This window comes from Streptomyces sp. NPDC002520 (assembly GCF_053595235.1).
In genome coordinates this window covers 59,970-72,213 of the sequence record NZ_JBSFXG010000044.1, presented here as the reverse complement: position 1 = coordinate 72,213, position 12,244 = coordinate 59,970, and the positions used below count along the sequence as shown (strand labels likewise).

General features: G+C 72.1%; 13 protein-coding genes. 10 read left to right on the top strand and 3 right to left on the bottom strand.

The features are described from left to right. The first annotated feature begins 123 nt into the window (after nt 1-123). The 3 genes from ACWD5D_RS38540 to dapD all read left to right on the top strand — a co-directional run bounded on the left by ACWD5D_RS38540 (nt 124) and on the right by dapD (nt 2,049). Complete coding sequence (locus ACWD5D_RS38540) at nt 124-444, top strand: DMT family transporter (RefSeq protein ID WP_451377470.1); 321 nt, start codon at nt 124-126, stop codon at nt 442-444. Beyond that, nucleotides 444-977 carry a TetR/AcrR family transcriptional regulator gene (locus tag ACWD5D_RS38535; RefSeq protein WP_451377469.1) on the top strand — a complete coding sequence of 178 codons (534 nt, stop codon included), beginning with the start codon at nt 444-446 and terminating at the stop codon, nt 975-977. Before ACWD5D_RS38540 ends, ACWD5D_RS38535 begins: the two co-directional genes overlap by 1 nt. 73 nt (nt 978-1,050) lie before the next feature. Next, nucleotides 1,051-2,049, top strand: a complete 999-nt coding sequence (gene dapD / locus ACWD5D_RS38530) for a 2,3,4,5-tetrahydropyridine-2,6-dicarboxylate N-succinyltransferase (protein WP_451377468.1) — start codon at nt 1,051-1,053, stop codon at nt 2,047-2,049. A gap of 83 nt (nt 2,050-2,132) precedes the next feature. Here the strand turns inward: dapD and dapA are convergent, their stop codons facing one another. Continuing rightward, the gene (dapA, locus tag ACWD5D_RS38525; protein ID WP_451377467.1) at nt 2,133-3,026 is read right to left on the bottom strand and encodes a 4-hydroxy-tetrahydrodipicolinate synthase; all 894 of its coding nucleotides are present in this window, start codon (nt 3,024-3,026) and stop codon (nt 2,133-2,135) included. Nucleotides 3,027-3,185: 159 nt separating this feature from the next. Between dapA and ACWD5D_RS38520 the strand changes: the two genes are divergently transcribed. The 5 genes from ACWD5D_RS38520 (at nt 3,186) to ACWD5D_RS38500 (ending at nt 6,205) form a co-directional block, all read left to right on the top strand. Then, nucleotides 3,186-3,338, top strand: a complete 153-nt coding sequence (locus ACWD5D_RS38520; protein WP_451377472.1) for a hypothetical protein — start codon at nt 3,186-3,188, stop codon at nt 3,336-3,338. Beyond that, complete coding sequence (locus ACWD5D_RS38515; RefSeq protein WP_451377466.1) at nt 3,335-4,075, top strand: hypothetical protein; 741 nt, start codon at nt 3,335-3,337, stop codon at nt 4,073-4,075. Before ACWD5D_RS38520 ends, ACWD5D_RS38515 begins: the two co-directional genes overlap by 4 nt. Before the next feature lie 99 nt (nt 4,076-4,174). Next, complete coding sequence (locus ACWD5D_RS38510; RefSeq protein ID WP_451377465.1) at nt 4,175-4,546, top strand: DUF3618 domain-containing protein; 372 nt, start codon at nt 4,175-4,177, stop codon at nt 4,544-4,546. Between the two features lie 190 nt (nt 4,547-4,736). Continuing rightward, nucleotides 4,737-5,453: an ArsR/SmtB family transcription factor gene (locus ACWD5D_RS38505; protein WP_451377464.1), complete on the top strand. Its 717-nt coding sequence runs from the start codon at nt 4,737-4,739 to the stop codon at nt 5,451-5,453. Nucleotides 5,454-5,467: 14 nt separating this feature from the next. Further along, nucleotides 5,468-6,205 carry an SRPBCC family protein gene (locus ACWD5D_RS38500; RefSeq protein ID WP_451377463.1) on the top strand — a complete coding sequence of 246 codons (738 nt, stop codon included), beginning with the start codon at nt 5,468-5,470 and terminating at the stop codon, nt 6,203-6,205. Between the two features lie 74 nt (nt 6,206-6,279). On the opposite strand, the gene ACWD5D_RS38495 is transcribed toward ACWD5D_RS38500, so the two are convergent. Then, nucleotides 6,280-8,106, bottom strand: coding sequence for an endonuclease/exonuclease/phosphatase family protein (locus ACWD5D_RS38495; protein WP_451377462.1), 1,827 nt, complete (start codon nt 8,104-8,106; stop codon nt 6,280-6,282). A gap of 265 nt (nt 8,107-8,371) precedes the next feature. Between ACWD5D_RS38495 and ACWD5D_RS38490 the strand changes: the two genes are divergently transcribed. Beyond that, nucleotides 8,372-9,796: a hypothetical protein gene (locus ACWD5D_RS38490; protein WP_451377461.1), complete on the top strand. Its 1,425-nt coding sequence runs from the start codon at nt 8,372-8,374 to the stop codon at nt 9,794-9,796. Here ACWD5D_RS38490 and ACWD5D_RS38485 read toward each other — a convergent pair. After that, nucleotides 9,768-10,085, bottom strand: a complete 318-nt coding sequence (locus ACWD5D_RS38485) for a hypothetical protein (protein WP_451377460.1) — start codon at nt 10,083-10,085, stop codon at nt 9,768-9,770. The two genes, ACWD5D_RS38490 and ACWD5D_RS38485, sit on opposite strands and share 29 nt — an antisense overlap. A 274-nt stretch (nt 10,086-10,359) precedes the next feature. On the opposite strand from ACWD5D_RS38485, the gene ACWD5D_RS38480 reads away from it, so the two are divergent. After that, entirely contained in the window at nt 10,360-11,808 is a 1,449-nt protein-coding gene (locus ACWD5D_RS38480; protein ID WP_451377459.1) for a PhoX family protein, read from the top strand. Nucleotides 11,809-12,244 lie beyond the last annotated feature (436 nt).

The window sequence follows — 12,244 nt, the reverse complement described above, 5'->3', positions numbered from 1 at the left end:
CGTCGGATGCGGCGGGGGCCCAGGGTTATGGCAAGGGGACGGCCCCGCTCATCGGCGGGCTTCCCCGAAGTCCGCGAGGCTCGTCTGGCGGGCGCGCGTGCGACGTTATGTACGCTCGTACATATGGGATACGTCATGCTCGCCGGCGCGATAGCCGCCGAGGTCGCCGCGACGACGGCGATGAAGTACAGCCACGGCCTCAGCAGGCTCTGGCCCTCGCTGCTCACCGCGCTCGGTTACGTCGTCTCCTTCCTCCTGCTCGCCCAGACCCTGAAGAGCGTGTCGATCGGCACGGCCTACGCGATCTGGTCCGGGGTCGGCACCGCCGCGATCGCCGTGCTCGGCCTGACGCTCTTCGGCGAGGGCCTGACGGTCACGAAGGTGGCCGGGGTCCTGCTCATCGTCGCCGGAGTCGTGGTGCTGAACCTGGGCGGCGCGCACTGATGACCCGGCGTCACGACCCCGGGCGGCGGCAGCGGATCATCGACGCGGCGATCCGGGTCGTCGGCGAGAAGGGCATCGCCGGGCTGACCCACCGCACCGTCGCCGCCGCGGCGGACGTGCCGCTCGGCTCCACGACGTACCACTTCGCGACCCTCGACGACCTGCTCGTCGCCGCACTGCGCCAGATCAACGAACGCCTGGCGAACACGCTCGCCGAGCGCCTCCCCGAGGACGGCCGCGGCGACCTCGCCGCCGACCTGGCCCGGGTCATGGGGGAGTGGCTGACCGGCGACCGCACCGGCGTGGAGCTGGAGTACGAGCTGTATCTGGCGGCGCTGCGGCGCCCCGCCCTGCGCCCCGTCGCCGCCGAGTGGACCGAGGACGCGGGCGCGTGCCTGGCCCGCCACACGGACCCGCTCACCGCGCGCGCCCTGCTCGCCGCGATGGACGGCATCTTTCTCCAGGTGCTGCTGACCGGCGGTTCCTACGACGAGGAGTACACCCGCACCGTGCTGGCTCGGCTGATCCGCTGAACCCGCGCCCGGCACCTGAGACGCCGCCCGCACCGGTTAGGCCCGGCGACCTCTGCCACGTTAGGTTTCTGGCATGACCGACACTGCTTCTCGTACCACCGGCGCCGTCGCCGCCGGCCTCGCCACCCTCGCCTCCGACGGCACCGTCCTCGACACCTGGTTCCCGGCCCCCGAGCTCGTCGCCGTGACCGCCGAGGGCCTCGGCCCCGCCGGCACCGAGCGGCTGACCGCCGAGCGCGCCGCGGAACTGCTCGGCGAAGGCGCCACCAAGGCGATCGGCCCGGACGCCCGCCGGGGCGTCGAGGTGGTCGCGGTCCGCACGGTCATCGCCTCGCTGGACGAGAAGCCGATCGACGCGCACGACGCCTATCTGCGCCTGCACCTGCTCTCCCACCGCCTGGTCAAGCCGCACGGCCAGAGCCTGGACGGCATCTTCGGGCACCTCGCCAACGTCGCCTGGACCTCGCTCGGCCCGGTCGCCGTGCACGACATCGAGAAGGTGCGGCTCAATGCCCGCGCCGAGGGCCTGCACCTCCAGGTGACCTCGATCGACAAGTTCCCGCGCATGACGGACTACGTCGTCCCCAAGGGCGTCCGCATCGCCGACGCCGACCGCGTCCGCCTGGGCGCCCACCTCGCCGCGGGCACCACGGTCATGCACGAGGGCTTCGTCAACTTCAACGCCGGCACGCTCGGCACCTCGATGGTCGAGGGCCGCATCTCCGCCGGTGTGGTCGTCGGCGACGGCTCGGACATCGGCGGCGGCGCCTCCACCATGGGCACGCTGTCCGGCGGCGGCAACGTGATCATCTCCATCGGCGAGCGCTGCCTGATCGGCGCCGAGGCGGGCGTCGGCATCGCCCTCGGCGACGAGTGCGTGGTCGAGGCCGGCCTGTACGTCACCGCGGGCACCCGCATCACCATGCCCGACGGCCAGATCGTCAAGGCCCGCGAACTGAACGGCGCCTCCAACATCCTCTTCCGCCGCAACTCGGTCACCGGCGCCGTGGAGGCCCGCCCGAACAACGCGGTGTGGGGCGGCCTGAACGACATCCTGCACAGCCACAACTGAGCCGAGGTCGGCAGCCGGTCTTCGCCGACCGCTGATCAGGCCACGGATCAGGCCACGGAGCAGGTCGCGGATCAGGTCGCGGATCAGGCCGTGGCGAGCGCCTCGTACCGCGCCAGCAGCTCGTCGGCCGCCTCACGGCCGGCGGGCAGCAGCGGTGCGCGCACCGGGCCCGCGGGCAGCCCGAGCCGGTTCAGGACGGCCTTGGCGGTGACCGTGCCGGGCAGGCCCGCGCCCATCATCGCCTCGATCAACGGCGCCGCGGACAGCTGGAGTTCGGCCGCCCGCGCGGTCTCGCCGGCGTCGAACGCGTCGAGGATCGCGGCGATGTGGGCCGGTACGGCGTTCGCGACCGTGCTGACACAGCCCGCGGCGCCGACCGCGTACAGCGCGAGGATGTGCTCGTCGCAGCCCGCGTAGTACGCCAACTCCGTGCGTGCGAGCACCTTCTGGGTGCCGAGGAAGTCGTACGAGCAGTCCTTGACGGCGACGATCCGCGGGTGTTCGGCGAGGCGGATCATCGTCTCCGGCTCGATCCGGGTGCCGGTGCGGCCGGGGATGTCGTAGAGCATCACCGGCAGACCGCTCGCGTCGGCGACCTGACGGAAGTGTGCCTCCAGCGCCTCCTGCGGGGGCCTGCTGTAGTACGGCGAGACCACCAGCACGCCGTCGGCGCCGGCCTTCTCGGCCGCGAGGGCCAGCTCGACGGTGTGCCGGGTGTCGGCGGTGCCGACGCCCGCGACCAGCGCGACGCCGTCGCCCACCGCGTCCCGTACGGCCGCGATCAGCTCCGCCTTCTCGGCGTCCGTCGTGGTCGGGGACTCGCCCGTGGTGCCGCTCAGGACCAGGCCGTCGCAGCCCTCGGCCACCAGCCGGGCGGCCAGCCGCCGCGCCCCCTCCCGGTCGAGCGCGCCCGCCTCCGTGAAGGGCGTGATCATCGCGCAGAGCGTCCGGCCGAAGGGTGTGGGTCGCTTCGTCATGGGGGTAGTCTCGACATGGCGAAGGTGAAGCTCTACTTAATTCTTCTACGAGATATCGCTAAGCATCACTGATGGGATGTGGGGGCGGCCGGACGTCCTGTGTCCAACTCGGCCCCTCATGGGTCACTATGGGCCGAGGACGGTCATCGACGTCGGCCCATGGGAGGCACCATGAAGCTCGGCAAGGCACTGGCCACCGGAGTCGCCGAGGAGCGGCCCACGGACCACCACGACGAGGCGGAACGACCCGAGGAGCGGACCCTCGCCGCACCGGCCGAGCCGGTCCGCGAAGAGGTCCCGGCGGCCCGATGAGGCTGCGGCTCCCGGCGGAACGCCCGACGGAGCCGCCGACCGGATACAAGATCGCCCACCCGGTGCTGTCCCAGGACGGCACCCGGGCCGGGTTCACCGGTGTGTCCCTGGGCGGCGCGCTGCCCTACGGCGTCCTCGCCGACGCCTCCTGCGTCTACGGGCGCAGGCACCGCTCACCGGCGCGCCGGTGCGACTGCGGCTTCCACTGCGTGCACGAGCGCACGGCCGCCGAGGCCCTGCTGTGCACGGCCGAGCACCGGGCCGCGGTCCTGCTCGAAGTCCGCGTGCTCGGCGCCTACATCCGCTTCGAGCGCGGCTTCCGCTACGCCCGGCAGCGTGTGCGCACCGCGACCGTCGGTCCCTGCGCCTGCGGCGGCACCGCGGCCGTGCTCGCCGACGCCGGCTGGGGCAGACCCGGCTGGCGGGCCCTCGCCCCTGCCTGCGCGGGCTGCGGGAGCGGGCGTACGGCGGTCTCGCTCGCGGGGTTCGCGCGGCTGGGCGGGGAGGGGCTGAGGGTCGTCGCGGGGGCCGGCGCCGTGACGGTCCCGTCCGCGGGGTCCGCTGCTGGTCCGCCCGTCGGGTCGGTCGGCGGTACCGCGCCGGGTGTGCCCGAACTCGTCGCGGAGGCGGCCCTGTTGCAGGCGCGCCTGGACTGGTTCCAGACGCAGCTCGCCCGGCTCGGCGAGCGCGGTGGGGGAGGAGGCAGGCGTGGGGGAGGGGGAGGCGACCAGGGCTGACGGCCGTCGGCCGGGGTACCCGGACAGCGGGGCCGGCCGCACCCGAGGAGGCGATCGGCGGCGGGGCGGCGGCCGGCACGATCAGGAAAGGGCACGACGATGACGCACAGGACCTCGCACGGCTCGGGCGCCAAGGGCCCCGACGAACTGCGGCAGCAGATGGAGCACACCAGGAGCCGACTCGGCGAGACCGTCGCGGAGTTGATGGGCAGGGCCGATGTGTCAGGCCGGGCGCTCACCCGCGCCGCCGACCTCAGGGACAAGGCCGGTGCCATGGGCGTGCAGCTGCGCGACAGCGCCGGACACGCCGCGCACGCCGTGCAGGACGCGGGGCACGCCGTCGAGCGGCGCACCCCGGAGCAGGTGCGGTCCGCGGCCCGTTCGGCACTGCGCCACCCGGGCCCGCTGCTGGCCGTCGGCGCGGGTGCCGTCCTGGTCACGGCGGGTGTGAGGCGGCGCCGACATCACTGACGTCGGCAGGCATCGCTGACGTCGGTCGACATCACTGACGTCGGCCGGCATCACCCGCGCCCTCGCCCGGCATCACCGGCTCCCCCGACATCGCGCACACCGCCTCGGTGTCAGTTCGGTGCGCTCCCGCTCCTTGGCCGAAAATTCCGCTCGCCTGGACAAAAAGAATGTTCGGTGCGAGGGTGGAGCCATGCTGGACGTGACCGTGATCGAGGATCCCGAGGCGGCGGCCGTATCGCTCGACCCGATACGGGCCCGGCTGCTCGCCGAACTGGCCGCCGGACCCGCGTCGGCCGCCATGCTGGCCGGCAAGGTCGGACTGCCCCGGCAGAAGGTGAACTACCACCTCAAGGCGTTGGAGCGGCACGGCCTGGTCGAGCTGGCCGGGGAGCGCCGCAAGGGCAACGTCACCGAGCGGCTGATGCGCGCGACCGCCGCGTCGTACGTCATCTCGCCCGCCGCGCTCGCCCCCGTGCAGCCGGACCCGGAGCGCTTCCGCGACCAGCTCTCCGCGCGCTGGCTGCTCGCGCTCGGCGCCCGCCTGGTGCGGGACGTCGGTGCGCTGATCACCGGTGCCACGAAGGCCCGGCAGCGCCTCGCGACCTATGCCCTGGACGGCGAGGTCCGCTTCGCCTCCGCCGCCGACCGCGCGGCCTTCGTGCAGGAGCTGACGGCGGGCGTGAGCGCCCTGATCCGCAAGTACGACGCGCCGGACGCCGAGGGTGGGCGCGATCATCGGATCGTCGTCGCCCTGCATCCCACGGTCAAGGACCAGCCCGCCCCCGCATCGGTCGAGGACCAGCCCGCCCCGGCGACGGTCGAGGACCGGCCCGCCCCGGCGACGGTCGAGGACCGGCCCGCCCGCGCGACGGTCGAGGACCCGTCCGCCCCCGCACTGGACCAGTGAGCAGGAGCTCTTCCATGTCCAAGGAATTCGAGATCGTCCGCGAGTTCGAGGTCGACGTCCCGCCGGAGAAGGTCTGGGAGGCCGTCACGGCCGGCACCGGCGGCTATCTGTGGCCCATGGACCCGCCCGAGCCCCGGGTGGGCGGCAAGGGACCCTTCGGTTCCACCGTGACCGCCTGGGACCCGCCGCACCGCTACACCAATCGCAGCGAGGACGTCGGGTTCCCGACCCAGAGCGCCAACCAGCTCGACTACACCATCGAGCCCCGCGACGAGGGCCGCCGCGCCTGGGTCCGCTACGTCCACAGCGGCATCTTCACGGACGACTGGAACAACCAGTACGACGGTGCGAGCAAGCACACCAACTTCTATCTGCACACCCTGTCCGAGTACCTCACGCACTTCGCACCCCGCCCGGTCGTCTTCGCCCAGCTGAACGGGCCCGAGGCCTCGGCGACTCCGCGCGCGCTCGCCGCCGTCGCCCGCGCACTCGGCCTGGCGGACGACACCCCCGCGGGCACGAAGACCGGCGCCCGGGGGCCCGGCGGACAGACCCTGGACGCCGTGCTCGACTACCGGAACCCGTACTTCATCGGGCTGCGCACCGACGACGCCCTCATCCGCTTCTTCGGACGCGGCGCCTGGGGCGCCCCGCTCGGCATCAGCATCCACGACTTCGCACCGGACGCGGACGCCGGGGCGAACGAGACCGCCTGGCAGGACTGGCTGAACGGGGTGTTCAGCCAGTCCTGAGCCGGGAGCCGGGAGCCGGGAGCCGGGAGCCGGGAGCCGGGAGCCGGTCCGCGGCCCGAGCCGGGGGCCGCTCGTTACGGGCGGAACCGCAGCACCTGCGGGTCGTGGTCGCTGATCTGGTCGTTGAACTCCGAGTTGATGTGCACGCTGTCGTACTCGAAGTCGCAGCCGCGCCGGATCGCCGGGCTGATCAGGATCTGGTCCAGGACCTGCTGGTTGCCCTGGTAGTCGTAGGTGTAACGCTCGCTCTTCGGCAGCGACTTGATCGCCGACCACAGTTCGCCGTCACCCTCGAGGATCTTCGTGGTCCCGGAGAACTCGAAGTCGTTCATGTCGCCGAGCGCGATGACGTTCGCGTTCTTCTGCACGGACAGGATGTCCTTGACGAACGCGTTCACCTCGGTCGCCTGTGCGTGGCGCTGGATCTCCGAGCTGCGCACGGGCGGCTGGTACTGCGCGGTCAGACCCTGGTCGCCACCCTTGGAGTTGAGGTGGTTGGCGATCACGAAGACGGTCTTTCCGTGGAAGACGAACTCGCCGGCCAGCGGCTTGCGGCTGTTGCTCCACGCCGCGTTGGCCGGGTCGACGCGGCCCGGGGAGACGGTCAGCCGCGCCTTGCCGTCCACCTTGGTGACGCCGACGGCGGTGGTGGAGTCGCCGCCCGCGCGGTCCACGAAGGACACCCGCTCGGGGTTGAACAGGAACACCTGGCGGATGTTGCCGCCCGGCTCGCCGCCGTCCTGGTCGTTGACCGGGTCGATGGAGCGCCAGTCGTACGTGGGGCCGCCCGCCGCGACGATCGCGTCGATCAGCTTGTTCACCGTCACGCCCGCGTCGACCGTGCCGTCGTCCGTGGCGCCGTTGTCGTCCTGGATCTCCTCCAGGGACACGATGTCGGGCGACTGCAGGTGGTTCACGATCGCGGCGGCGTGCTTGTCGAAGGTGGCGTCCGACGGGTCGAGGTTCTCGACGTTGTAGGTCGCCACCGCCAGCTCGCGGCCCGACTGCTTGCGCGTGGTCTCCCGCTCCAGGCCGCCGCTCTCCAGCGTGCCGAGCGTGCTCGCGACCAGCGTGTAGCCGCCGAACTGGTTGAAGTCCAGCGGGCCGGTCGTGGCGCCCTTCAGAGTGTCGCCGACGTTCGCCTTCGGGAAGTCGGCGGTGGAGCCCAGTGTCTGGATCTGCAGCCGGCCGGTGTTCTGCGACTCGTAGGAGCCGTAGACCGTGCCGCCGCGGTGGCTGCGGTGCTCCGACGGCTTCACCGTGACCCACAGCTCGGTGTACGGGTCGGTGGCGGTGACCACGCGGGTGTCGGCGACCCGGACGTTCATGCCCTCCAGGGACTCGTAGTAGTCCAGGGCGTACGCCGACGGGTCCAGCCGCAGGGCGTTGATCGAGTTCGCGGCGGCGGTGTCGCCCTGCGGGGCGTACGCGTCCGGCACCGAGTTCTCGTCGATCACGACCGGCGCGGGGACCGCGTTGCCGGTGGAGACGGTGGTGATCACCGGCTTGGTGATCTCCGTCAGCGACTGGTTGCCGGAGGAGGCGCCGCCCGGGACGTACTCGGAGACCGTGCCGGTCACCGTCACCGAGTCGCCGACCGCGACCTTCGGCGTCGAGCTGGTGAAGACGAACACGCCCTCACTGGTGGCCGGGTTGTCGTCCGGGGTCTGGTCCTGGATCCAGAAGCCCCGGGAGGAGCCGTAGGTGCGGGTGGCCGTGACGATTCCGGGCACGTCCGTCACCTTCTGGCCCGCGAACGGGGATATCCGGGTGGCGCCCTGGATGTCGTGGATACGCACCGACTCGGCGTGCGCGGGCGAGGTGAGGACGACGGCCGACGCGGCGCTGCAGACTGCTGCGACGGTGAGCGCGGCGAGGCGCGCGGAAGACCTGCTCGGCAAGAGATCCCTCCGGGGACGAGAGTGGGGCACCGGGACGAGGATGGAACGCCGGCGTGTGGGGGTCGTAGCCCTCCGTACACACGCCTGAGCCGAGTGAACAGTTGTCCCCCGACTTCTACGCGCGTCAATCTCCTGCCTGCCGCGGGGAGTTGTCAAGGTTTCGGCCATGTACGGCGGTCGGCCGGGAGATGAACCGGTCGGCATGGGTGGAAATCCGTCTAGGCTGAGCGGCTGAGTCCGTTCACGGTCCGAGGAGAACCAGCCGATGTCAGACAGCTCCCCCCTGCCGCCCGTCCGGCTGCACCCCGAAGCGGAGCTGGCGCGCGCCGCGCTGTCCACCCCGTTGCTCTCCCGGGCCGCCCGGCTCGCCCGCTGGGCCGGGCCCGAGACCCGGGTGGACGCCGGAGGCGACCTGGTCGAGGACCAGCTGCCGGCCGCCGCCGGACACCTCGGACTGAGCGGGGACGACGACGCCGCCGCCTCCGCCGCCGAGGCCTGGCGGGTGGCCCTGGACGCCGGCCTGGTCGAGATCACCGACGAGGAGGCCGGCACCGTGACGGCCGGTGCGGACCTGAAGCTGCTCACCGGCTCCCCGCGCGAGGTGCTGAGCGTCTGGCTCGCCGCCCTGGAGACCGTCCTCGCGGACGCGAGCGTGCCCGACCTCGACGACCTGGTCGACGCCATGGACGAGGGAGGGGTCGATTTCTCGTCGCTCGACTGGGACCCCGAGGCCGAGGCGGAGTTCCTCGACGGCGTCCTCGGCAACCTCTATCTGCTGACCGTCAGTGAGGACGGCCCCGGCGACGGCCCGGTGCCACTGCCCGCCCTCGCCGCCTCCATGCTCCTCCCCGACGACATGGGAGAGCCCACCGACGACGTCCTGGAGCAGGTGTCCGACGCGATGATGCGCCTGGACGACCAGTTCCGGATCCTGGAGCCCGTCGGACTGGTCGAGTACCGTCCCGTCGACGAGGCGCTCATGGCCGACGCGGACGAGGAGCCCGCCGCACCGCTGGACGACACCGACGTCTCCCGCTACGGCCTGGTCCGGCTCACCCCGCTCGGCGCGTACGGGCTGCGGGCCCGGCTGCTGGAGGCCGGGTTCGAGGCGCCCGCCGTCGGGGAACTCGCCGACAAGGGCGCGGACGTGCTGCTCGACGGCACCGCCCGCTTCGGCACGTCCGCCGCCCACGCCGAGACCGAGCAGTGGCTTGCCCGGCGTGAACCCCTAACAGCCGCACGGGAGTTGCTCGCCGCCGCCCGCGGCGCCGACGCCGGCGCGCCGCTGCGCCGGCTGCGCTGCCAGCAGGCCCTGTCCCTGGTCGGACCGGAGGCCGAGCCCGCGCTCCGGGAGGTCCTCGACGACCCCGAACTCGGCGGGCTCGCCCGGGTCTGGCTGAGCGAGCGGGGTGCCCCCGACGTGCCCGCGCCCTCGCAGGAGCTGGTGTTCTGGCTGACCATCGACACGCTCGCCGCACAGCTGAGGGCCGAGGGGAACTCCGAGGAACTGCGCGCCCTGGTGGAGGGGCTGGCCGAGCAGCACAGCGGATTCTTCGCGGCTGCGTGGCGGGTGGAGCACCCGGACACCCCGGAGGTGCTCGAGGCGATGAGCCGGCTGCACCCGGACAAGAAGGTGGCCAAGGAAGCGCGGAAGGCCGCGTTCAAGGCCCGTTCGCAGCACGGCGGTTGAGCGCGACGCGCTTGTCGTCGCCGGCCGGGTGGAACCGGACCGCGCCGTCCTGACCGATCCCCTGGCGCCGGACCGCGCAGTCCCGGCCGGTCTCCCAGTGCCGGACCGCGTGGTCCCGGCCGGTCTCCCAGTGTCGGATGGCGTGGTCCCGGCCGGTCTCCCAGTGTCGGATGGCGTGGTCCCGGCCGGTTTCCCAGTGCCGGATGGCGTGGTCCTGGCCGGTCCGGTACCGCCGGATGGCGTCGTCCGGGCCGGTCACGTGCCGCCGGACGCCGCCGGATGCCGCCATTGCGTTCCGAGCGGCGCCGCGTCGGGTGAGAGGCACGGCGCCGCTGGGTGGCGCGAGTCCGAGCGGTGCCGACGTGGTTGACCGACACGGGTGACCGTGGGCCGAGGCATGACCGGCACTTGAGGAGGTCATGGGACGGTGCATACGGATTCATGGAACTGGGGCCTGTGAAGTAGCCCGGTGTTCAACTCCCGTTCAAAACGTGGCGGGAGTGTGAGCGCCGCACGAGGCCCCTTGGCCCTCCACGGCACGATCACCGTCACCAGGAGACACCATGTCGCTCACCCGCAGGGACTTCGCCAGAAAATCCGCGATCACCGGTGCCGGGGTCGCGTTGGCCGGCAGCGTCGGCGCCCTCGCCACCGCGCCGGGCGCCCTGGCCGCCACGGACATAGAGAACGCGGAGGGCGAGTCGGAGTACGGCCACCACGGTGTCGGCTACGGCCCGCTGGTCGCCGACCCGGACGGCATCCTCGCCCTGCCCGCGGGCTTCAGCTACGAGATCATCACCTACAGCGGCCGGACCAAGCTGGAGTCGGGTGAGTTCACCCCGTCCAACCACGACGGCACCGCCGCCTTCGAAGGCCGCCGCGGCACCACCCTCCTCGTCAACAATCACGAGCTGGCCGGCGCCCGCGCCAACTGGCCGCACCCGGTGCCGCTCACCGAGGGCCTCGTCTACGACCCGGCAGCGGCCGGCGGCTGCACCGTCGTCGAGGTCCGCCACGGCGGAGAGGTCGCCGAGTGGGTCGGCATCGCCGGCACCGCCACCAACTGCGCGGGCGGCAGCACCCCCTGGGGCACCTGGCTGACCTGCGAGGAGACCGAGGACAAGGCCGGCAAGAACGGCTTCACCAAGGACCACGGCTACGTCTTCGAGGTCGACCCGGAGGACCACCGGGCCAACCGTGACCCCAAGCCGATCAAGGCGCTGGGCCGCTACGCCCACGAGGCGGTCGTCATCGACCCCAAGCGCGGACACGCCTACCTCACCGAGGACGCGGCCGGCCCCAACGGCCTGCTCTACCGCTGGACCCCGCCGGAGGGCTTCCGCCACGGCCGCGGCCAGCTGCGCACCCTCGCCGACGACGCCGGTGTGCTCCAGGCCTTCAAGTGCTTCGACTCCGGCGGCGCGTTCGTCGACGACCTCTCCCGCGCCACGAAGATCGGCACCGTGTACGGCGTCGACTGGGTGGACGTCCCCGACCGTGACGCCAAGCAGGTCTCCATCCGCAAGCAGTTCACTGCCGGCCAGATCACCCGCGCCCGCAAGCTCGAGGGCATGTGGTGGGGCGACGGCGGCGCCTACATCGTCTCCTCCTTCGCCCGCGCGGAGAGCCCCGTCCAGCATGACGGCCAGGTCTGGTTCTACGACCCCAAGCGCCGCACCCTGACCCTGAAGGTGCTGCTCGGCGTGAACGCCGACCCGTCCAAGGACGGCGCCTTCGACGGCCCGGACAACATCACCGTCTCCCCGTACGGCGGCCTGGTCATCGCCGAGGACGGCGAGGGTGTCCAGCACCTGTTCGGCGCCACCGAGAGCGGCCGCACCTACCCGATCGCCCGCAACGACCTGAACATCGGCACCGCGGACGCCCCGGAGTACAGCGAGTTCACCGGCGTCACCTTCTCGCCCGACGGCCGGACCCTGTTCGCCAACATCCAGACCCCCGGCATCATGCTCGCCATCACGGGCCCCTGGAAGCGGCAGAAGCGCGGCTGAACCGCACCGCCGATCAATTCGCTCGCTCGTCCCGCGGCTCCCCTCCCAGAGTGATCCACGTCCAAGTGCGACAAGCAGGACCTGTTTGCACTCTTCATGGGGAGGCCGCGGGTTCGAGTCCCGCCACCGGCTCCGACAGGCCGGTGTAGCTCAGTTGGCGGAGCACCAACACGTCGGTTCCGCCGGCCTCGATCGCTGGACACCGAAAACTTCACGCACCTTCCGGTGCGAAGGCAGTGGCTACTTTCCTTTCCAGGGATGCAAAACAGCCACCGCCGAGTTGATCTCGGGAGGCGTGGCACGTGGTGGGTATCCGGTGCGCAGGCTCCCGCGCTGCCGGGCCGGACGCTGGTGTCGGTCGCCCCCGGCACGGCGGCCCGACCGCGCAGATTCCGGTGTATGTCCCGGTCCATACCTGGAACCTCGCCGGGCATTA

Bases quoted from the DNA above. Each gene is read 5' to 3' on its own strand.
- ACWD5D_RS38535 (WP_451377469.1), top strand. From the start codon at position 444: ATGACCCGGCGTCACGACCCCGGGCGGCGGCAGCGGATCATCGACGCG.
- ACWD5D_RS38505 (WP_451377464.1), top strand. From the start codon at position 4,737: ATGCTGGACGTGACCGTGATCGAGGATCCCGAGGCGGCGGCCGTATCG.
- ACWD5D_RS38490 (WP_451377461.1), top strand. From the start codon at position 8,372: ATGTCAGACAGCTCCCCCCTGCCGCCCGTCCGGCTGCACCCCGAAGCG.
- ACWD5D_RS38520 (WP_451377472.1), top strand. From the start codon at position 3,186: ATGGGAGGCACCATGAAGCTCGGCAAGGCACTGGCCACCGGAGTCGCC.
- dapD (WP_451377468.1), top strand. From the start codon at position 1,051: ATGACCGACACTGCTTCTCGTACCACCGGCGCCGTCGCCGCCGGCCTC.
- ACWD5D_RS38480 (WP_451377459.1), top strand. From the start codon at position 10,360: ATGTCGCTCACCCGCAGGGACTTCGCCAGAAAATCCGCGATCACCGGT.
- ACWD5D_RS38485 (WP_451377460.1), bottom strand. From the start codon at position 10,085: ATGGCGGCATCCGGCGGCGTCCGGCGGCACGTGACCGGCCCGGACGAC.
- ACWD5D_RS38540 (WP_451377470.1), top strand. From the start codon at position 124: ATGGGATACGTCATGCTCGCCGGCGCGATAGCCGCCGAGGTCGCCGCG.
- ACWD5D_RS38500 (WP_451377463.1), top strand. From the start codon at position 5,468: ATGTCCAAGGAATTCGAGATCGTCCGCGAGTTCGAGGTCGACGTCCCG.
- dapA (WP_451377467.1), bottom strand. From the start codon at position 3,026: ATGACGAAGCGACCCACACCCTTCGGCCGGACGCTCTGCGCGATGATC.
- ACWD5D_RS38510 (WP_451377465.1), top strand. From the start codon at position 4,175: ATGACGCACAGGACCTCGCACGGCTCGGGCGCCAAGGGCCCCGACGAA.
- ACWD5D_RS38515 (WP_451377466.1), top strand. From the start codon at position 3,335: ATGAGGCTGCGGCTCCCGGCGGAACGCCCGACGGAGCCGCCGACCGGA.